Source organism: Teredinibacter franksiae, from assembly GCF_014218805.1.
GTDB lineage: Bacteria > Pseudomonadota > Gammaproteobacteria > Pseudomonadales > Cellvibrionaceae > Teredinibacter > Teredinibacter franksiae.
Map to the genome: position 1 here is coordinate 25,002 of NZ_JACJUV010000001.1, position 24,503 is coordinate 49,504.

A 24,503-nucleotide genomic window follows, 5' to 3' on the forward strand; every position below is an offset into this window, starting at 1 on the left:
TATTATTCGCCTGTTCTTACCTTAAATACAGGCCTGCCTTGAAGTCGTTTTCAATAACGTATTACTCTGTGAGGAGCTTTCCACGACTAACTAAGTCTTGAATAATGGCACTTTGATCACCACCAAAGGCCGTTACAAGATCAACCCCTGTAAGCTCTATACTTTGGTCTTCCATGGCGCTGTTGTATATTCCATCATCGAAGCCGCCATTTGAACTTACATGAATAATAGTATTTCCAGCTTGCACTTCAACGTAGAGGTAGTCGGTTAAAGTTGCATCTGTTTCGTCGATGAGTAAGTCACGCAAATCAATGGCATCGCCGGTATTTGATGTATCGAAATCGGTAATTTGATCATTCGCCGGCGAGCCCATCGATGCGCCATCGCCTAATTCCCAAGCAAACACATCGGCGCCAAATCCACCTGTTAAGGTGTCATTACCCGTTCCGCCAAAGAGAAGATCGTTACCGGCACCGCCATCCAAAATATCGTTACCTGCGTCGCCAATCAGAGCATCTTTTCCTTCAGCACCCACAAGCGAATCATCATTTACGCCGCCAATTAGTATTTCGTCACTATCACTACCTGTAATGGTAGTACCACTAACAAATCTTACATCGGCAAAACTGGAATCCGTTAACATACCTTCGGCCACCGTATATTCAAATGTGGTAACTTCGTAATTCGCTCCGCTGGTATCAATTGTCATGTAGAGTTCATAGTTACCACTGCCAGTGTCGGTAGTGGTAATTTGTGCGTAATAGTCTCCAGTGCTGGCTGCGGTATATCCTCCCCAGGGCTGCCCATTATCGGCTATGGTTTGAATAAAGTTTCCGCTCGCGTCATAGATAGACATGTCCACACCAACGCCAGCGTTATCGATGTCAAACCATATATTTTCACCCTCGACCAATTGTAGATGTAACCAGTCTTCATCTGAACCGTTTGCCGCCGCGCCGTCACTATTGAGGCTACCGTAGTAGGCCGCACTGTAACCAGTTCTGTTGAGTCCACCTAAGGCCGAACCATCACTGCCAAATAGTGAACGGTCGGTAAAATCAACGGCTGTTGCAATGCTGTTATTGACCGGGGCAGTCTCTCCATCGCCAGCCACTTCGTTTATTTCCCCGGCGACCATACCGAAATCGTCTTCACTGAGCAGTACCGCTGCAAGGCTAAAGGTACTTGGCCCGGGGCCGGAAACTGAACCATTGACGGCATTTCCAACAAAGGTAACAGCACCATTTTGTGCAGCTATATCGTTATGTAATAGCGCGGCGTCCGTAACCGAAAATGTACCGTCCTGACTATTGCTGATTATAGTATCGCGGTTGGCATCAAGAGGCGGGCTGTATTCCAGGTTAATGGTTAAACCAGCCGTTAGGCTGTCGCCATCGCTGTCCACGGCCGTTATGGTGAACTGCTCTTGTGCGCCTGTAATCGTCGCATCGACTTCAACACGGTAGTTGTATGCGCCTGTTTGGAAATCAACCGATATCGTTCCTCCTAGTTCTGTTGTAATAGCGATGTCTTCCAGCACGCCTGGGCTGTAGGTATAGGTGGTTCCATCTATAACAACACTTTCGATATATCCTCCATCGGCACCGACGAAGAAGCCACTTGTACCGTCGCCCTCAAGTATTGAAATAGAGCCACTGACTAAACCAGAATCCAGTGTGGCCAGCAGCGTATCGGAGAGCGCGCTAGCATCGGCAACCTGGATAGCGTAGTCATCGGTACCATTGCCGCTAAGGTCTTGATTTGGGAACGCAATGGGCTCGAGCGAGGCCAAGGAAACATCGCCTACGCCAATACCGAACGAGATATCGACATTATTGTTTGTGAGAAAGGTTTCCCATGTGGACTGCAAAGTGCTGTCCACATCGTAGCCGCCGCTGGGTTCGCCATCAGAAATAAAGTAGACCAGTGTTTTGTCTCCGGCGGGTGGTGCGAAGTCGGTCATTACACCGTTGAGCGCCGTACTGTATTGCGTGCCTCCGCCGGTGTTAATGTTATTTAAGTAATCCACCGCGCCATTGATATTGTCGCTATACCAACCTGAATTAGTCACATCTGCCGAAAAATCAAAAATTTGGATATTTACATTGCCAACACCGTCGTATGAATCGAACAACTCACTCAAGGCATTGCGTGCGATTTCAATACGACTGCCACCCATACTGCCGGATCTATCCAATACCACAACAAGGTTATAGGTGCTAACTTCTTCGGAAGCTCGTATTGTGGAAACTATATCGCCACCCACTGGCGCATCGTCTACGAAATTAATGGTTAAATCGGCCGAAGAAACATTGTCGCCATCATCTAATGTGTAGCTGAACACCTCACTTGAGTTGTCTCCAGCAAGATTATTGCTGAGTATGGTGTATTCGTAGTCCCCTGCTCGAACACCATTGGCTAGGTCATCTTGGGTATAAACCACCAGTTGCCCTTGGGAGGAATTTACGGTTATCACCCCTACTGCATCCGGCGTGTAAACAGTGCCCCCGAATACAATTTCACTAATATCAGCCGTGCTATTAAGCCCCTCGTCGTTGTCCAGTAAATTGCCCGAAGAAATCGCTGACCGGGTTCCAACCTCGGTGCCATTAGCGAGCGAGGATTCATAAGCCGTATTACTGTTATCTATAGCGAACGGCACGGGATCATGGCTCAAGGTTAAAACAGCGCTAGTTTGGTCCCCGTCGGAATCTTCAATTCGGTAAATGACGCTCTCGGATAGATTTACATCGGGCGTGTACGTTGCGCTAAGAACCCTATAGTCGTCGTCGTTGTCGTTCGCGGTAAATACAACATACCTAAAAGTACTTCCCGGGTTAATATTGACTTCCGTTGCTCCACTAGGAAAAGTTGAAGTATCGACCAAATTCATAGACGCATCGTAGACGTACCATTGCCCGCCGTCATTTCCTCCAACAGCGCCTAGCGTGAAGGTTGCCACCGCCGCGTTAGCGTTAAGGTCCAGTGCTATAGCTTCCGCATTCCCATTTCGTTGGTCTAATTCATTATTCCGGTCTGCACCACCAGGGGAGTTCAGGCCAAGTCCCTCGTCAGCCGAATAGGTGATATTGCCTGTACCATTTCCGGCCGCTAAGTTTAGAACACCAGCATTCTCGAACGCCGTACCTGCATTAAAACCGTAAAGTGTTACTCCGGCAGAAGTCCAGGTAGAAACATCACCACCACCTATTGCCACCGGTGACAGCGCCTGCGAAGACGCGTAACTGTAGGAGCCATTTTGATTAACGATGAGTGTTCCGTAATCGGCATTAATGACCAAGTCCCCGCTGCCATTAAATCCGCTATAGGTTACGCCCTTAAATTCTACGGAAATAACCTGGCTTGCGTCCTGCCCTAGCGTATCAGCCCCGTTTCCATCTCCACCGAGCCCCGATATAACACTACCTATCGCCGTTTCGCCAAAACCAACACTGTCATTATCATTGGCCGCTATCGGTGCTGTGTCGGAAACATCAATGGTGACCTGTGTCCAATCAGAATTCTTTACACCGTCGCTTGCACGATAGGTAAAACTATCGACTAAATTCTCGCTCAAGCTATGATCGAGTGACGTCGGAGCAACATAACTAAACGAACCATCACTGAACAGCGTTACAGTTCCCCCTAGCGCTGTTGTTACCGTATTACTGCCATTGACCGTTGCTGAGTTATTACCTGCTACGTCGGTGGCAAACTCCAATGCACTCAGTACATTGCCTTCAGGGTCACTATCATTTGCCAACACACCAGCAGCAGCGGTAACGGTTAAGGTGGAGCCTTCCACAGCCGAATAATTTTCTGGCGTGGTTGAGGGTACCTCGTCAATTCGGGTGATATTACTGGTATCTGTATCACTAACTGAAATAGCGTCTGCGGTGACTTCTACAGTAATGTCTAAAGATGTTAGATCTAGCACGTCGTTATTAATTGCATCAACGCCTACTTGGGTCAGCTGAATTTGGTTACCCACCAAAACAAAATAACCGTTGGCGTTGTTGAGCAATTGATGGCTAAGTGGGTCACCACCAGGGTCACTCGAAACATAAGTTGCAACAACATCACCTGAAACAAGTGATTCCTCCGTAACATCGAGTGCTGTTACTGTTATCTGAGGTGGTAGATCGACAATTACTGTTACTGCCGGGGTGTTGTCCACCACCAAACTTTCAAAATTACCTCCACTGGTTGCAATGATGGTGACACTGGCACTACTGCCATTACCCGCCAATACTGATACAGCACCTAAACTTGCACCAGCAGCAATGGCAATAACCGCACCGTTGCTCAATGTGACCGTTGTAGCAGATTCTGCTGGGTTGGTTAATGTTGCCGTGTAGGTAATCAGCTCACCTTCATTTACGCTGTTAGTTGCGGCAAGCGCAATGTTGGTCACATCGAGCGTATCGACAACTGAAGTAACGGCTGGTGTTGAATCGATTATGACGGATTCAAAATTACCACCGGAGGTACTATCAATAATGGTTGAGATTGAAGACCCATCGACATAAACATCTTCGTCAGCTGCAACCACTACATCAACCGTGCCCGAACTATCCCCCGCCGCAATGGTAATGGTTTCAAGATTGCTTAACGTAACCGTCATCGCGGCATCGGTTGGATTAGCAACCGTCGCGGTGTAGGTAATCGTGCCACCCGCTTCGGTAATGGAACCCGTTGCACCTAAAGAAACCGTGGTTGCATCAACCGTGTCAGTGATAGTTGTTACGGCAGGAGTTGAATCAATCGTGACCGATTCAAAATTACCACCGGAGGTGCTATCAATAATGGTTGAGATTGAAGAACCATCCAGGTAAACATCTTCGTCTGCCGCGATAATCACATCAACCGAGCCCGAACTATCGCCCGCCGCAACGGTGATGGTTGCACCGTTGCTTAAATTAACGGTCATGGCGGTATCGGTCGGATTGGTAACCGCTGCGGTGTAGGTAATCGTGCCACCCGCTTCGGTAATGGAACCCGTTGCACCTAAAGAAACCGTGGTTGCATCAATGGTGTCACTTATTGAAGTTACAGCCGCTGTTGAATCGATTATGACCGATTCAAAATTACCACCGGAGGTACTAGCAATAATGGTTGAGATTGAAGACCCATCGACATAAACATCTTCGTCTGCCGCAACCACTACATCAACCGAGCCCGAACTATCCCCCGCTGCAATGGTGATAATTGCACCGTTACTTAAATTAACGGTCATCGAAGTATCGGTTGGATTCGTAACCGCTGCGGTGTAGGTAATCGTTCCGCCCGCTTCGGTAATCGAACCCGTTGCCGATAGAGAAACGGTTGTTGCATCAACGGTATCTGCAATAGAAGTCACCGCAGGAGTTGAATCGATAGTGACCGACTCAAAATTACCACCCGAAGTACTATCAATAGTGGCTGATATTGAAGAACCATCCAGGTAAACATCTTCGTCTGCCGCGATAATCACATCAACATTGCCCGAAGTATCGCCCGCCGCAATAGTGATGGTTGCACCATTGCTTAAATTAACGGTCATGGCGGTTTCGGTTGGATTGGTAACCGCTGCGGTGTAGGTAATCGTGCCACCGGCTTCGGTAATGGAACCCGTTGCACCTAAAGAAACCGTCGTTGCATCAACGGTATCAGCGATGGTTGTTACGGCAGGAGTTGAATCAATCGTGACCGATTCAAAATTACCACCGGAGGTACTATCAATAATGGTTGAGATTGAAGACCCATCGACATAAACATCTTCGTCTGCCGCAACCACTACATCGACTGCACCGGAAGTATCGCCGGCTGCAATAGTAATGGTTGCACCATTACTTAGATTAACCGTCATCGCGGTATCGGTTGGATTAGTAACCGTCGCGGTGTAGGTAATCGTGCCACCCGCTTCGGTAATGGAACCCGTTGCACCTAAAGAAACCGTGGTTGCATCAACGGTATCAGCGATGGTTGTTACAGCCGCTGTTGAATCGATTATGACGGATTCAAAATTACCACCGGAGGTACTATCAATAATGGTTGAGATTGAAGACCCATCGACATAAACATCTTCGTCTGCCGCAACCACTACATCGACTGCACCGGAAGTGTCGCCGGCTGCAATAGTAATGGTTGCACCGTTGCTTAAATTAACGGTCATCGCAGTATCGGTTGGATTGGTAACCGTCGCGGTATAGCTAATGGTTCCGCCCGCTTCGGTAATGGAACCGGTCGCCGATAGAGAAACCGTGGTTGCATCAACGGTATCTGCAATAGAAGTCACCGCAGGAGTTGAATCGATAGTGACCGATTCAAAATTACCACCCGAGGTGCTAGCGATTGTCGCTGAAATATTCGAACCATCGACATACACATCTTCATCCGCCGCAACTACAACATCAACCGAGCCCGAACTATCCCCCGCTGCAATGGTGATAATTGCACCGTTACTCAAATTAACGGTCATCGAAGTATCGGTTGGATTGGTAACCGCAGCGGTGTAGCTAATGGTTCCGCCCGCTTCGGTTACTGAACCGGTCGCCGATAAAGAAACCGTCGTTGCATCAACGGTATCAGCGATGGTTGTTACAGCCGCTGCTGAATCGATTATGACCGATTCAAAATTACCACCCGAGGTACTATCAATAATGGTTGATATTGAAGAACCATCCAGGTAAACATCTTCGTCTGCCGCGATAATCACATCAACCGAGCCCGAACTATCGCCCGCCGCAACGGTGATGGTTGCACCGTTGCTTAAATTAACGGTCATCGCGGTATCGGTCGGATTGGTAACCGCTGCGGTGTAGGTAATCGTTCCACCGGCTTCGGTAATGGAACCCGTTGCACCTAAAGAAACCGTGGTTGCATCAACCGTGTCAGTGATAGTTGTTACGGCAGGAGTTGAATCAATCGTGACCGATTCAAAATTACCACCCGAAGTACTATCAATAGTGGCTGATATTGAAGAACCATCCAGGTAAACATCTTCGTCTGCCGCGATAATCACATCAACATTGCCCGAACTATCGCCCGCCGCAATAGTAATGGTTGCACCATTACTCAAATTAACGGTCATCGCGGTATCGGTTGGATTCGTAACCGCTGCTGTGTACGTAATCGTGCCACCCGCTTCGGTAATCGAACCCGTTGCACCTAAAGAAACCGTGGTTGCATCAACCGTGTCAGTGATAGTTGTTACGGCAGGAGTTGAATCAATCGTTACCGATTCAAAATTACCGCCCGAGGTGCTAGCGATAGTGGCTGATATTGATGAGTCGTCGACATATACATCTTCGTCTGCCGCAACCACAACATCGACTGCACCGGAAGTATCGCCGGCTGCAATAGTGATGGTTGCACCGTTGCTTAAATTAACGGTCATCGCGGTATCGGTTGGATTGGTAACCGCTGCTGTGTAGGTAATCGTTCCGCCTGCTTCGGTTATAGAGCCGGTCGCCGATAAAGAAACCGTGGTTGCATCAACCGTGTCAGTGATAGTTGTTACGGCAGGAGTTGAATCAATCGTTACCGACTCAAAATTACCACCCGAGGTGCTAGCGATAGTGGCTGATAATGAAGAACCATCCAGGTAAACATCTTCATCCGCCGCAACCACTACATCGACTGCACCGGAACTATCGCCCGCCGCAATGGTGATGGTTCCACCATTACTTAAATTAACGGTCATCGCAGTATCGGTTGGATTAGTAACCGCTGCGGTGTAGGTAATCGTTCCACCGGCTTCGGTAATGGAACCCGTTGCACCTAAAGAAACCGTGGTTGCATCAACCGTGTCAGTGATAGTTGTTACGGCAGGAGTTGAATCAATCGTGACCGATTCAAAATTACCGCCCGAGGTGCTAGCGATAGTGGCTGATATTGATGAGCCGTCGACATAAACATCTTCGTCAGCCGCAACCACTACATCGACTGCACCGGAAGTATCTCCGGCCGCAATGGTGATGATTGCACCGTTGCTTAAATTAACGGTCATCGCAGTATCGGTTGGATTGGTAACCGCTGCCGTATAGGTAATCGCTCCACCCGCTTCGGTTACTGAACCGGTCGCTGATAAAGAAACAGTTGTTGCATCCACGGTGTCACTTATTGAAGTTACAGCCGCTGTTGAATCAATCGTTACCGATTCAAAATTACCACCCGAGGTGCTAGCGATTGTCGCTGAAACATTAGAACCATCTAGGTAAACATCTTCATCCGCTGCAACCACTACATCAACCGAGCCCGAACTATCGCCCACCGCAATGGTGATGGTTGCACCGTTGCTTAAATTAACGGTCATGGCGGTATCGGTCGGATTGGTAACCGCTGCCGTATAGGTAATCGCTCCACCCGCTTCGGTTATAGAACCGGTCGCCGATAGAGAAACAGTTGTTGCATCAACGGTATCAGCGATGGTTGTTACAGCCGCTGTTGAATCGATTATGACCGATTCAAAATTACCACCCGAGGTGCTAGCGATTGTCGCTGAAACATTGGAACCATCGACATACACATCTTCGTCTGCCGCAACCACTACATCGACTGCACCGGAAGTATCTCCGGCTGCAATAGTGATGATTGCACCATTACTCAAATTAACGGTCATCGCGGTATCAGTGGGATTGGTAACCGCTGCGGTGTACGTAATCGTTCCACCGGCTTCGGTAATGGAACCTGTTGCACCTAAAGAAACAGTTGTTGCATCAACGGTGTCACTTATTGAAGTTACAGCCGCTGTTGAATCGATTATGACCGATTCAAAATTACCACCCGAGGTGCTAGCGATAGTGGCTGATATTGATGAGCCGTCGACATAAACATCTTCGTCAGCCGCAACCACTACATCAACCGAGCCCGAACTATCCCCCGCTGCAATGGTGATAATTGCACCGTTACTTAAATTAACGGTCATCGAAGTATCGGTTGGATTCGTAACCGCTGCGGTGTAGGTAATCGTTCCGCCCGCTTCGGTAATCGAACCCGTTGCCGATAGAGAAACGGTTGTTGCATCAACGGTATCTGCAATAGAAGTCACCGCAGGAGTTGAATCGATAGTGACCGACTCAAAATTACCACCCGAAGTACTATCAATAGTGGCTGATATTGAAGAACCATCCAGGTAAACATCTTCGTCTGCCGCGATAATCACATCAACATTGCCCGAAGTATCGCCCGCCGCAATAGTGATGGTTGCACCATTGCTTAAATTAACGGTCATGGCGGTTTCGGTTGGATTGGTAACCGCTGCGGTGTAGGTAATCGTTCCACCGGCTTCGGTAATGGAACCCGTTGCACCTAAAGAAACCGTGGTTGCATCAACCGTGTCAGTGATAGTTGTTACGGCAGGAGTTGAATCAATCGTTACCGATTCAAAATTACCACCCGAGGTGCTAGCAATAGTCGCTGATATTGAAGAACCATCCAGGTAAACATCTTCATCCGCCGCAACCACTACATCAACCGTGCCCGAACTATCCCCCGCCGCAATGGTAATGGTTTCAAGATTGCTTAACGTAACCGTCATCGCAGTATCGGTTGGATTAGTAACCGTCGCGGTGTAGGTAATCGTGCCACCCGCTTCGGTAATCGAACCCGTTGCACCTAAAGAAACCGTGGTTGCATCAACCGTGTCAGTGATAGTTGTTACGGCAGGAGTTGAATCAATCGTTACCGATTCAAAATTACCACCGGAGGTGCTAGCGATAGTGGCTGATAATGAAGAACCATCCAGGTAAACATCTTCGTCGGCGGCAACAATCACATCGACTGTGCCCGAACTATCGCCCGCCGCAATGGTGATGGTTCCACCATTACTTAAATTAACGGTCATCGCAGTATCGGTTGGATTAGTAACCGCAGCGGTGTAGGTAATCGTTCCGCCTGCTTCGGTAATGGAACCTGTTGCACCTAAAGAAACCGTGGTTGCATCAACGGTGTCACTTATTGAAGTTACAGCCGCTGTTGAATCAATCGTTACCGATTCAAAATTACCGCCCGAGGTGCTAGCGATAGTGGCTGATATTGATGAGTCGTCGACATATACATCTTCGTCTGCCGCAACCACAACATCGACTGCACCGGAAGTATCGCCGGCTGCAATAGTAATGGTTGCACCGTTGCTTAAATTAACGGTCATCGCAGTATCGGTTGGATTGGTAACCGTCGCGGTATAGCTAATGGTTCCGCCCGCTTCGGTAATGGAACCGGTCGCCGATAGAGAAACCGTGGTTGCATCAACCGTGTCAGTGATAGTTGTTACGGCAGGAGTTGAATCAATCGTTACCGATTCAAAATTACCACCCGAGGTGCTAGCGATTGTCGCTGAAATATTCGAACCATCGACATACACATCTTCATCCGCCGCAACTACAACATCAACCGAGCCCGAACTATCCCCCGCTGCAATGGTGATAATTGCACCGTTACTTAAATTAACGGTCATCGAAGTATCGGTTGGATTGGTAACCGCAGCGGTGTAGCTAATGGTTCCGCCCGCTTCGGTTATAGAACCGGTCGCCGATAGAGAAACCGTGGTTGCATCAACCGTGTCAGTGATAGTTGTTACGGCAGGAGTTGAATCAATCGTTACCGATTCAAAATTACCACCCGAGGTGCTAGCGATTGTCGCTGAAACATTGGAACCATCCAGGTAAACATCTTCATCAGCCGCAACCACTACATCGACTGCACCGGAAGTATCGCCGGCTGCAATAGTAATGGTTGCACCATTACTTAGATTAACGGTCATCGCAGTATCGGTTGGATTGGTAACCGTCGCGGTATAGCTAATGGTTCCGCCCGCTTCGGTAATGGAACCGGTCGCCGATAAAGAAACGGTTGTTGCATCAACAGTATCTACAATAGAAGTTACAGCCTCTGTTGAATCGATTATGACCGATTCAAAATTACCACCCGAGGTGCTAGCGATTGTCGCTGAAACATTGGAACCATCCAGGTAAACATCTTCATCCGCTGCAACCACAACATCAACCGAGCCCGAACTATCCCCCGCTGCAATGGTGATAATTGCACCGTTACTTAAATTAACGGTCATCGAAGTATCGGTTGGATTCGTAACCGCTGCGGTGTAGGTAATCGTTCCGCCCGCTTCGGTAATCGAACCCGTTGCCGATAGAGAAACGGTTGTTGCATCAACGGTATCTGCAATAGAAGTCACCGCAGGAGTTGAATCGATAGTGACCGACTCAAAATTACCACCCGAAGTACTATCAATAGTGGCTGATATTGAAGAACCATCCAGGTAAACATCTTCGTCTGCCGCGATAATCACATCAACATTGCCCGAAGTATCGCCCGCCGCAATAGTGATGGTTGCACCATTGCTTAAATTAACGGTCATGGCGGTTTCGGTTGGATTGGTAACCGCGGCGGTATAGGTAATGGTTCCGCCCGCTTCGGTAATGGAACCCGTTGCACCTAAAGAAATGGTTGTTGCATCAACGGTGTCAGTGATGGTTGTTACGGCAGGCGTTGAATCAATCGTGACCGATTCAAAATTTCCACCCGAGGTGCTAGCGATTGTCGCTGAAACAGTGGAACCATCGACATATACATCTTCGTCTTCCGCAAACGCTACATCAAGCGAGCCCGAACTATCGCCCGCCGCAATAGTGATGGTTGCACCATTACTTAAATTAACGGTCATCGCGGTATCGGTGGGATTAGTAACCGCAGCGGTGTACGTAATCGTTCCACCCGCTTCGGTAATGGAACCCGTTGCACCTAAAGAAACCGTGGTTGCATCAACGGTATCAGCGATGGTTGTTACAGCCGCTGTTGAATCGATTATGACCGATTCAAAATTACCACCGGAGGTGCTAGCAATAATGGTTGAGATTGAAGACCCATCGACATAAACATCTTCGTCGGCGGCAACAATCACATCAACCGTGCCCGAACTATCGCCCGCCGCAATGGTGATGGTTGCACCGTTGCTTAAATTAACGGTCATCGCGGTATCGGTGGGATTCGTAACCGCTGCGGTGTAGGTAATCGTTCCGCCCGCTTCGGTAATCGAACCCGTTGCCGATAGAGAAACAGTTGTTGAATCAATGGTGTCACTTATTGAAGTTACAGCCGCTGTTGAATCAATCGTTACCGATTCAAAATTACCACCCGAGGTGCTAGCAATAGTCGCTGATATTGAAGAACCATCCAGGTAAACATCTTCGTCAGCTGCAACCACAACATCAACCGAGCCCGAACTATCGCCCGCCGCAACGGTGATGGTTGCACCGTTGCTTAAATTAACGGTCATCGCGGTATCGGTCGGATTGGTAACCGCTGCGGTGTAGGTAATCGTTCCACCGGCTTCGGTAATGGAACCCGTTGCACCTAAAGAAACCGTGGTTGCATCAACCGTGTCAGTGATAGTTGTTACGGCAGGAGTTGAATCAATCGTGACCGATTCAAAATTACCACCCGAAGTACTATCAATAGTGGCTGATATTGAAGAACCATCCAGGTAAACATCTTCGTCAGCCGCAACCACTACATCGACTGCACCGGAAGTATCTCCGGCCGCAATGGTGATGATTGCACCGTTGCTTAAATTAACGGTCATCGCAGTATCGGTTGGATTGGTAACCGCTGCCGTATAGGTAATCGTTCCACCCGCTTCGGTTACTGAACCGGTCGCTGATAAAGAAACAGTTGTTGCATCCACGGTGTCACTTATTGAAGTTACAGCCGCTGTTGAATCAATCGTTACCGACTCAAAATTACCGCCCGAGGTGCTAGCGATTGTCGCTGAAACATTAGAACCATCTAGGTAAACATCTTCATCCGCTGCAACCACTAAATCAACCGAGCCCGAACTATCGCCCGCCGCAATGGTGATGGTTGCACCGTTGCTTAAATTAACGATCATCGCAGTATCGGTTGGATTGGTAACCGTCGCGGTATAGCTAATGGTTCCGCCCGCTTCGGTAATGGAACCGGTCGCCGATAGAGAAACCGTGGTTGCATCAACCGTGTCAGTGATAGTTGTTACGGCAGGAGTTGAATCAATCGTTACCGATTCAAAATTACCACCCGAGGTGCTAGCGATTGTCGCTGAAATATTCGAACCATCGACATACACATCTTCATCCGCCGCAACTACAACATCAACCGAGCCCGAACTATCCCCCGCTGCAATGGTGATAATTGCACCGTTACTTAAATTAACGGTCATCGAAGTATCGGTTGGATTGGTAACCGCAGCGGTGTAGCTAATGGTTCCGCCCGCTTCGGTTACTGAACCGGTCGCCGATAAAGAAACCGTCGTTGCATCAACGGTATCAGCGATGGTTGTTACAGCCGCTGCTGAATCGATTATGACCGATTCAAAATTACCACCGGAGGTACTATCAATAATGGTTGATATTGAAGAACCATCCAGGTAAACATCTTCGTCTGCCGCGATAATCACATCAACCGAGCCCGAACTATCGCCCGCCGCAACGGTGATGGTTGCACCGTTGCTTAAATTAACGGTCATGGCGGTATCGGTCGGATTGGTAACCGCTGCGGTGTAGGTAATCGTTCCACCGGCTTCGGTAATGGAACCCGTTGCACCTAAAGAAACCGTGGTTGCATCAACCGTGTCAGTGATAGTTGTTACGGCAGGAGTTGAATCAATCGTGACCGATTCAAAATTACCACCGGAGGTGCTAGCGATAGTGGCTGATAATGAAGAACCATCCAGGTAAACATCTTCGTCTGCCGCAACCACTACATCGACTGCACCGGAAGTATCTCCGGCCGCAATGGTGATGATTGCACCGTTGCTTAAATTAACGATCATCGCAGTATCGGTTGGATTGGTAACCGCTGCCGTATAGGTAATCGCTCCACCCGCTTCGGTTATAGAACCGGTCGCCGATAGAGAAACAGTTGTTGCATCAACGGTATCAGCGATGGTTGTTACAGCCGCTGTTGAATCGATTATGACGGATTCAAAATTACCACCGGAGGTACTATCAATAATGGTTGAGATTGAAGACCCATCGACATAAACATCTTCGTCGGCGGCAACAATCACATCAACCGTGCCCGAACTATCGCCCGCCGCAATGGTGATGGTTGCACCGTTGCTTAAATTAACGATCATGGCGGTATCGGTGGGATTCGTAACCGCTGCGGTGTAGGTAATCGTTCCGCCCGCTTCGGTAATCGAACCCGTTGCCGATAGAGAAACAGTTGTTGAATCAATGGTGTCACTTATTGAAGTTACAGCCGCTGTTGAATCAATCGTTACCGATTCAAAATTACCACCCGAGGTGCTAGCAATAGTCGCTGATATTGAAGAACCATCCAGGTAAACATCTTCGTCAGCTGCAACCACAACATCAACCGAGCCCGAACTATCGCCCGCCGCAATGGTGATGGTTGCACCGTTGCTTAAATTAACGATCATGGCGGTATCGGTGGGATTCGTAACCGCTGCGGTGTAGGTAATCGTTCCGCCCGCTTCGGTAATCGAACCCGTTGCCGATAGAGAAACAGTTGTTGAATCAATGGTGTCACTTATTGAAGTTACAGCAGGTGTTGAATCAATCGTGACCGATTCAAAATTACCGCCCGAGGTGCTAGCAATATTGGCTGATATTGAAGCCCCATCCACATATACATCTTCGTCGGCGGCAACCACTACATCAACTGCACCGGAAGTATCCCCCGCTGCAATAGTGATGATTGCACCATTACTTAGATTAACGGTCATCGAAGTATCGGTTGGATTCGTAACCGCTGCGGTGTAGGTAATCGTTCCACCGGCTTCGGTAATGGAACCGGTCGCCGATAAAGAAACAGTTGTTGCATCAACAGTATCTGCAATAGAAGTCACCGCAGGTGTTGAATCAATCGTGACCGATTCAAAATTACCGCCCGAGGTGCTAGCAATATTGGCTGATATTGAAGCCCCATCCACATATACATCTTCGTCGGCGGCAACCACTACATCAACTGCACCGGAAGTATCCCCCGCTGCAATAGTGATGATTGCACCATTACTCAAATTAACGGTCATCGCGGTATCGGTGGGATTGGTAACCGCAGCGGTGTACGTAATCATTCCACCCGCTTCGGTAATGGAACCCGTTGCACCTAAAGAAACGGTTGTTGCATCAACAGTATCTGCAATAGAAGTCACCGCAGGTGTTGAATCGATTATGACGGATTCAAAATTACCACCCGAGGTGCTAGCGATTGTCGCTGAAACATTGGAACCATCCAGGTAAACATCTTCATCAGCCGCAACCACTACATCGACTGCACCGGAAGTATCGCCGGCTGCAATAGTAATGGTTGCACCATTACTTAGATTAACGGTCATCGCAGTATCGGTTGGATTGGTAACCGTCGCGGTATAGCTAATGGTTCCGCCCGCTTCGGTTACTGAACCGGTCGCCGATAAAGAAACCGTCGTTGCATCAACGGTATCAGCGATGGTTGTTACAGCCGCTGCTGAATCGATTATGACCGACTCAAAATTACCACCCGAGGTGCTAGCGATTGTCGCTGAAACATTGGAACCATCGACATACACATCTTCGTCTGCCGCAACCACTACATCGACTGCACCGGAAGTACCCCCCGCTGCAATAGTGATGATTGCACCATTACTCAAATTAACAGTCATCGCGGTATCAGTGGGATTGGTAACCGCTGCGGTGTAGGTAATCGTTCCGCCTGCTTCGGTAATGGAACCGGTCGCCGATAGAGAAACAGTTGTTGAATCAACGGTATCCGTTACTGCAGTAGTCGCTGGCGTGCTATCGATTATGACCGATTCAAAATTACCACCGGAGGTACTATCAATAATGGTTGAGATTGAAGAACCATCCAGGTAAACATCTTCGTCTGCCGCGATAATCACATCAACCGAGCCCGAACTATCGCCCGCCGCAACGGTGATGGTTGCACCGTTGCTTAAATTAACGGTCATGGCGGTATCGGTCGGATTGGTAACCACTGCCGTATAGGTAATCGCTCCACCCGCTTCGGTAATGGAACCGGTCGCCGATAAAGAAACCGTCGTTGCATCAACGGTATCAGCGATGGTTGTTACAGCCGCTACTGAATCGATTATGACCGACTCAAAATTACCACCGGAGGTGCTATCAATAATGGTTGAGATTGAAGAACCATCCAGGTAAACATCTTCGTCTGCCGCGATAATCACATCAACCGAGCCCGAACTATCGCCCGCCGCAACGGTGATGGTTGCACCGTTGCTTAAATTAACGGTCATGGCGGTATCGGTGGGATTGCTAACCGCTGCCGTATAGGTAATCACTCCACCCGCTTCGGTAATGGAACCGGTCGCCGATAAAGAAACGGTTGTTGCATCAACAGTGTCTGCAATAGAAGTCACCGCAGGTGTTGAATCAATCGTTACCGATTCAAAATTGCCACCCGAGGTGCTAGCGATTGTCACTGAAATATTCGAACCATCGACATACACATCTTCGTCTGCCGCAACCACTACATCGACTGCACCGGAAGTGTCGCCGGCTGCTATAGTGATGCTTGCACCACTACTTAGATTAACGGTCATCGCGGTATCGGTGGGATTAGTAACCGCTGCGGTATAGGTAATCATTCCGCCCGACTCAGCTATTGAATTAGTTGCTGACAAAGTCAAATTAGCGGTATCAGCATCATCATTAACTATTGCAAGCCCAGATGAATCGGCAATATTGGCATTAATAGGCGCGGACAAAATTACTGAGAAAGTTTCGCCATTATCGGCAAAATTGTCGTCCAAGATAGGCACGTTAATGTACTGTACTGATTCACCCGGCAAGAAGGTTAAAGATCCACTGCTTCCCGTATAGTCTTCACCTTCAGTGGCGGTACCATCAACGGTATCGTATTCAATTGATACTGTAGAAGCAGAAACAGGACTAAGAGTTACAGTAAATACAGCCACTCCAGCGTCTTCATCAATCGTTACATCATTAATACTCAATTGCGGAAAACCATCATCATCGATTATTGTGGTGGTAACCTGGCTAAATTCTGTATCTAGAGTAATGCTTTCAAAACTACCGCTATCTACGACAGAAACCATGTCGACAATAATCGTTTCATTGCTTTCCGATACCGCGTCATCAACGCTACTGACCGTAAAGTTAGCCTCTGATGTACCGCCATTGATCGTGACAGTAATTTGCTCACCATCATATTCGGTTGCGGCGGCACTACCGCTATAATTTAGCGCGACAGTTACTGTTTCCCCCAGGGCTACATCTACCGGATTACCACCGCCATCAACCAACTGAACAGAGTAGGTACCACTACCGCCATTTTCTATAAAACTAGAGGTGTCTTGCACCAAGCGAGCAAAAACAGTATCGCTATCGTCTATAATTGTAGTGGTAGCGGACGTTGGATCGACCGTAAGATTTTCGAAGCTACCGCCACTGGCACTGGAGATTGTGACACTTTCTGATTTTGAACCCGAATAAAGGTCATCCGCTGCAACCACATCTACCGTGGCGCTATTGTCTCCAGCAAGAATCGTAAGGCTTTGTCCGTTACTCAGGTTAATAGTTAAATCACTACCTGCTAAATTCGTGAGTGAAGCAGTATAAGTAATAGCACCGCCCTCACTGACTGTAGGTGTTGCGCTGAGTGATAACACCGTTGTATCTATTGTGTCAGCAATTGACGTTACGGCTGGCGTGTTGTCAATCAACACACTTTCAAAACTGCCACCAGTCGTACTATTAATAGTGACTGAGGCTGAAGAACCATCTACGTAAACATCTTCGTCCGCTGCAACCACAACATCAACCGAGCCCGAACTATCGCCCGCCGCAACGGTGATGGTTGCACCGTTACTCAAATTAACGGTCATCACGGTATCGGTTGGACTGGTAACCGCTGCGGTGTAGGTAATCGTTCCACCGGCTTCGGTAATGGAACCGGTCGCCGATAAAGAAACCGTGGTTGCATCAACGGTATCCGTTACTGCAGTTGTCGCAGGAGTTGAATCAATCGTTACCGATTCAAAATTGCCACCGGAGGTGCTAGCAATATTGGCTGATATTGAAGAACCATCCAGGTAAACATCTTCATCAGCTGCAACCACTACATCGACCGAGCCCGTGGTATCCCCCGCTGCAATGGTAATGGTTTCAAGATTGCTTAACGTAACCGTCATCGCAGTATCGGTTGGATTAGTAACCGCAGCGGTGTAGGTAATCGTTCCGCCCGCTTCGGTTATAGAACCGGTCGCCGATAGAGAAACAGTTGTTGAATCAACGGTATCCGTTACTGCAGTAGTCGCTGGTGTGCTATCGATTAAGACCGATTCAAAATTACCGCCCGAGGTGCTAGCGATAGTGGTTGATATTGAAGTCCCATCCACATATACATCTTCGTCTGCCGCAACCACTACATCGACTGCACCGGAAGTATCCCCCGCTGCAATGGTGATGATTGCACCATTACTCAAATTAACAGTCATCGCGGTATCAGTGGGATTGGTAACCGCTGCGGTGTAGGTAATCGTTCCACCGGCTTCGGTAATGGAACCTGTTGCACCTAAAGAAACAGTTGTTGCATCAACGGTGTCAGTAATGGTTGTTACGGCAGGAGTTGAATCAATCGTTACCGATTCAAAATTACCACCGGAGGTGCTAGCGATTGTCGCTGAAACATTGGAACCATCGACATACACATCTTCGTCTGCCGCAACCACTACATCGACTGCACCGGAAGTATCGCCGGCTGCAATGGTGATAATTGCACCGTTACTTAAATTAACGGTCATCGCGGTATCGGTTGGATTAGTAACCACAGCGGTGTAGGTAATCGTTCCACCGGCTTCGGTAATGGAACCCGTTGCACCTAAAGAAACCGTGGTTGCATCAACGGTGTCACTTATTGAAGTTACAGCCGCTGCTGAATCAATCGTTACCGATTCAAAATTACCACCCGAGGTGCTAGCAATAGTCGCTGAAACATTCGAACCATCCAGATAAACATCTTCATCCGCCGCAACTACAACATCAACCGAGCCCGAACTATCCCCCACCGCAATGGTGATGATTGCACCGTTGCTTAAATTAACGGTCATCGCAGTATCGGTTGGATTGGTAACCGTCGCGGTGTAGCTAATGGTTCCGCCCGCTTCGGTTATAGAACCGGTCGCCGATAGAGAAACAGTTGTTGAATCAACGGTATCCGTTACTGCAGTAGTCGCTGGTGTGCTATCGATTATGACCGATTCAAAATTACCACCTGAGGTGCTAGCGATAGTGGTTGAGATTGAAGAACCATCCACATATACATCTTCGTCTGCCGCAACCACTACATCGACTGCACCGGAAGTATCGCCGGCTGCAATGGTGATGGTTGCACCGTTACTTAAATTAACAGTCATGGCGGTATCGGTTGGATTTGTAACCGCAGCGGTATACGTAATCGTGCCACCCGCTTCGGTTATAGAACCGGTCGCCGATAAAGAAACAGTTGTTGCATCCACAGTGTCACTTATTGAAGTTACAGCCGCTGTTGAATCGATTATGACCGATTCAAAATTACCACCGGAGGTACTATCAATAATGGTTGAGATTGAAGAACCATCCAGGTAAACATCTTCGTCTGCCGCAACTACTACATCAACCGAGCCCGTGGTATCCCCCGCTGCAATAGTGATGATTGCACCATTACTCAAATTAACAGTCATCGCGGTATCAGTGGGATTGGTAACCGCTGCGGTGTACGTAATCGTTCCACCGGCTTCGGTAATGGAACCTGTTGCACCTAAAGAAACCGTGGTTGCATCAACGGTATCAGCGATGGTTGTTACAGCCGCTGTTGAATCGATTATGACCGATTCAAAATTACCACCGGAGGTACTATCAATAATGGTTGAGATTGAAGAACCATCCAGGTAAACATCTTCGTCTGCCGCGATAATCACATCAACCGAGCCCGAACTATCGCCCGCCGCAACGGTGATGATTGCACCGTTGCTTAAATTAACGGTCATCGCGGTATCGGTGGGATTGGTAACCGTCGCGGTGTACGTAATCATTCCACCGGCTTCGGTAATCGAACCCGTTGCACCTAAAGAAACCGTGGTTGCATCAACGGTGTCACTTATTGAAGTTACAGCCGCTGTTGAATCAATCGTTACCGATTCAAAATTACCACCCGAGGTGCTAGCGATAGTGGCTGATAATAAAGAACCATCCAGGTAAACATCTTCATCAGCCGCAACCACTACATCGACTGCACCGGAAGTATCTCCGGCTGCAATGGTGATAATTGCACCGTTGCTTAAATTAACGGTCATCGCAGTATCGGTTGGATTGCTAACCGCTGCTGTGTAGGTAATCGTTCCGCCCGCTTCGTTTATAGAACCGGTCGCCGATAGAGAAACCGTGGTTGCATCAACGGTATCCGTTACTGCAGTTGTCGCTGGCGTGCTATCGATTATGACCGATTCAAAATTACCACCGGAGGTGCTAGCGATTGTCGCTGAAACATTGGAACCATCGACATACACATCTTCGTCTGCCGCAACCACTACATCGACTGCACCGGAAGTATCTCCGGCCGCAATGGTGATGATTGCACCGTTGCTTAAATTAACGGTCATCGCGGTATCGGTTGGATTGGTAACCGCAGCGGTGTAGCTAATGGTTCCGCCCGCTTCGGTTATAGAACCGGTCGCCGATAGAGAAACCGTGGTTGCATCAACCGTGTCAGTGATAGTTGTTACGGCAGGAGTTGAATCAATCGTGACCGTTTCAAAATTACCGCCCGAGGTGCTAGCGATTGTCGCTGAAACATTGGAACCATCCAGATAAACATCTTCATCCGCTGCAACTACTATATCAACCGAGCCCGTGGTATCCCCCGCTGCAATAGTGATGATTGCACCATTACTCAAATTAACGGTCATCGCGGTATCAGTGGGATTGGTAACCGCTGCTGTATACGTAATCGTTCCACCCGCTTCGGTAATTGAACCCGTTGCACCTAAAGAAACCGTGGTTACATCCACGGTGTCACTTATTGAAGTTACAGCCGCTGTTGAATCGATTATGACCGACTCAAAATTACCGCCCGAGGTGCTATCAATAATGGTTGAGATTGAAGACCCATCGACATAAACATCTTCATCAGCCGCAACCACTACATCGACTGCACCGGAAGTATCGCCGGCTGCAATGGTGATAATTGCACCGTTGCTTAAATTAACGGTCATCGCGGTATCGGTCGGATTGGTAACCGCTGCGGTGTACGTAATCGTTCCACCGGCTTCGGTAATGGAACCCGTTGCACCTAAAGAAACCGTGGTTGCATCAATGGTGTCACTTATTGAAGTTACAGCCGCTGTTGAATCGATTATGACCGATTCAAAATTACCGCCCGAGGTACTAGCGATAGTGGTTGAGATTGAAGACCCATCGACATAAACATCTTCGTCAGCCGCAACCACTACATCGACTGCACCGGAAGTATCGCCGGCTGCAATAGTAATGGTTGCACCGTTGCTTAAATTAACGGTCATCGCAGTATCGGTTGGATTAGTAGCCGTCGCGGTGTAGGTAATCGTGCCACCCGCTTCGGTAATCGAACCCGTTGCACCTAAAGAAACCGTGGTTGCATCAATGGTGTCACTTATTGAAGTTACAGCCGCTGTTGAATCGATTATGACGGATTCAAAATTACCACCGGAGGTGCTAGCGATTGTCGCTGAAACATTGGAACCATCCAGGTAAACATCTTCATCAGCCGCAACCACTACATCGACTGCACCGGAAGTATCTCCGGCCGCAATAGTGATGGTTGCACCATTACTTAGATTAACGGTCATCGCGGTATCGGTGGGATTGCTAACCGCTGCGGTGTAGGTAATCGTTCCACCGGCTTCGGTAATGGAACCCGTAGCCGATAGAGAAACGGTTGTTGAATCAACAATATCGTTGATAGCGGTGCTTATTACGTTGCCATCAAGAGTAAGATTTTCAAAACTACCGCCAGACGCGCGGCTAATGGAAACACTCTCAGTGGTAGCAGACTGGTACGCGTCGTCACTGGTACTGATAGAAATTGAACCCGATGTTTCTCCCGTAGCAATTAGAATAACTTCGCCGTTAGAAAGCTCTACAGTCACATCACTGGCCGAAGCGTTGCTCAATGTTGCGGTATAAACGATTGGCTCGCCTTCATTCACTGATGCCGGGCCGAAAATTCTCAGCGTTGTCTGATCATTGTCATCAATAATCGAAGTAGTAACCGGAGTACTATCTATTTGTAAAACTGAAAAATTGCCGCCCTCTGTAGACTCGATAAAAGCGGAGGCTGTGCCACCGCCAACATAAACATCATCGGCTGAGAGAATACTGGCTTCGCCACTTGCTTCCCCCGCCGCGATGGAAATAATCAAACCATTACTGAGCGTAACTTCCATAGGCGCTGCGGCAGATGAACTCAGGGTAGCGGTGTAAACTATCGATTCTCCCTCTCCAACAGACTGATCAGCACTTAAAGAAAGTTGAGTAACTTGCTGCACTTGAGTCAACACAGGCAGTGTATCGACAATTAGGTTCTCAAAATTGCCGCCAGAGGTATCTGAAATTGCCACCAGTACCGAACCAAAATTATTGGTAGGCACGTTAATACTGGCCTGTGAACTGCCAGCACTTATTATTATAGTTTCGCCGTTATCTAGGCTAACGGTAAGGTCACTATTCGCCGGATTATCTAAACTAAGCGTGTAAACAATGTCTTCACCTTCGCTTACCGAAGTGTTTGCGCTTAATCGCAGTGTGGTGTCGTCGCTGTCGTTTAACACAGTGGTCACAACGCTTTCACCACTTACATTTAGCGACTCAAAATTTCCGCCAACAGCACTAACAATTACCGTGCTAAGTGTATTTTCTACCGCGTAAACATCATCGCTGGTGGCAAACAATGCCGCACCAGCACTGGCGCCTGCAGGAATAGAAATCACCAACCCGTTACTTAAAGTGATCGTCATGTCACTACCGGCGGGATTATCGAGAGTTGCGAGATACGTGATAGCCCCGCCCTCCACAACGCTATCCGTCGCGGTAAGTACTAAGTTGGTGATGCTGGTGGTATCAACAACTTCCGTCGCGGTGGAATTAACCACCAACTGCTCGAAATTACCGCCCGTAGTCGCCACAATGGCGGCAGACGTAAACTGGCCACCGCCTAGGTAAACATCGTCCTCCACCTGCAGCTCAATTTCACCCGAAGTGCTACCTGCGGGAATATTAATTATTCCGCCATTGTCGAGAGTAACCGTCATATCGCTGCCGGCAGGGTTATCCAGCACTGCGGCATAGGTGATCATTCCACCTTCCACCACCAGCTCAGAAGCGGTAAGGCTTAAGGTCGTGGGATCAACCACATCCGACACCAATACCAAGGCTGGTGTACTATCAATTTCAAGGCTCTCAAAGCCTCCACCTAAGGCGCTTTCAATTGTATTAGCCGTTGCATTCGCCCCAGCATAAACATTGTTTCCGGCTTGAATCACAGCGCTTGCAGTGGATTGCCCACTCGGAATGGTTATTACCGTCCCGTCATTCAAAACTACGTTTAGCGCTTCAATAGTTGGGCTGGGAACAGTCACCGTGTAAGTGATATCACCACCTTCCAACACAGTAGCCGTAGCACTGAGCTGCACATTGGTGGAATCGTTGTCATCGTTAATTACAGTGACCACCGGTGTCCTGGATACACTCAGGTTTCGTAAACCGCCGCCATCAACGTCAGCAATGGCAGTACTAATACTGCTTCCTCCCAGATAAACATCATCGAAGGCCGTGATTTCAGCAGAACCAGAGCTTTCACCGGCAACAATTGTAATCACCAAACCATTGTTCAGCGTTACGCTCATGTCGCTTTCTGCGGGGTCATCCAGAGTAGCGGTGTAACCAATAGGTGCACCCTCTGTAACCGTCGCAGGCCCAGAAATCGTTAGGTTTGAACTGGGAAATAGTACGCCTACCGGATCATCACCACGGGAATCCAAATCTACAATTTCCGCTGGAGCCAGCGGACTCGCAGTAATATCCAGGTCGGGAAGCGCCTCCACGATTCGCGCCAGACGCACAAATCCGTGGCCTTCGTCCGCTGGGCCGCCTCCTGCAGCGGTTTCCTCTAGCACCTCATTAAGATCCACACCGGTCTCAAGCGCTTCCAGTAAAGCCGCTACATCCTCCCCTTCAATCGCATTCTCGTCGGCTACCGGCGCTTCTATACTTAACAAGTCCGTACTGACGAGCACTTCCCCGGATTCATCCACAACCACTGTATTACCGTCGTTCAAAGCAAGCTCTACCTTGCCCCCAGGCCCGTTAACAATGGAGTCGCCCTCGAATACAACATCGCCGGGCTTGAGTTCACGCCAATCACCAGCAGCACTTTTGGCATAGTTAACTCCAGACACGGAAGAGACGGTCGCGATAGGGTTCATAGGTCAGTCCTAGTTGCAATCAGTTGCT

Annotated in this window: 1 protein-coding gene; it reads right to left on the minus strand. The window is 48.6% G+C overall.

Features of this window, described 5'->3' with window-relative positions:
• Positions 1-61 precede the first annotated feature (61 nt).
• Positions 62-24,475 (minus strand): immunoglobulin-like domain-containing protein, encoded by a 24,414-nt coding sequence (locus H5336_RS00085; protein ID WP_185230317.1) that lies wholly within the window; start codon positions 24,473-24,475, stop codon positions 62-64.
• Positions 24,476-24,503 lie beyond the last annotated feature (28 nt).

Coding starts and splice junctions, on each gene's coding strand:
- H5336_RS00085 (WP_185230317.1), bottom strand. CDS start 24,475: ATGAACCCTATCGCGACCGTCTCTTCCGTGTCTGGAGTTAACTATGCC.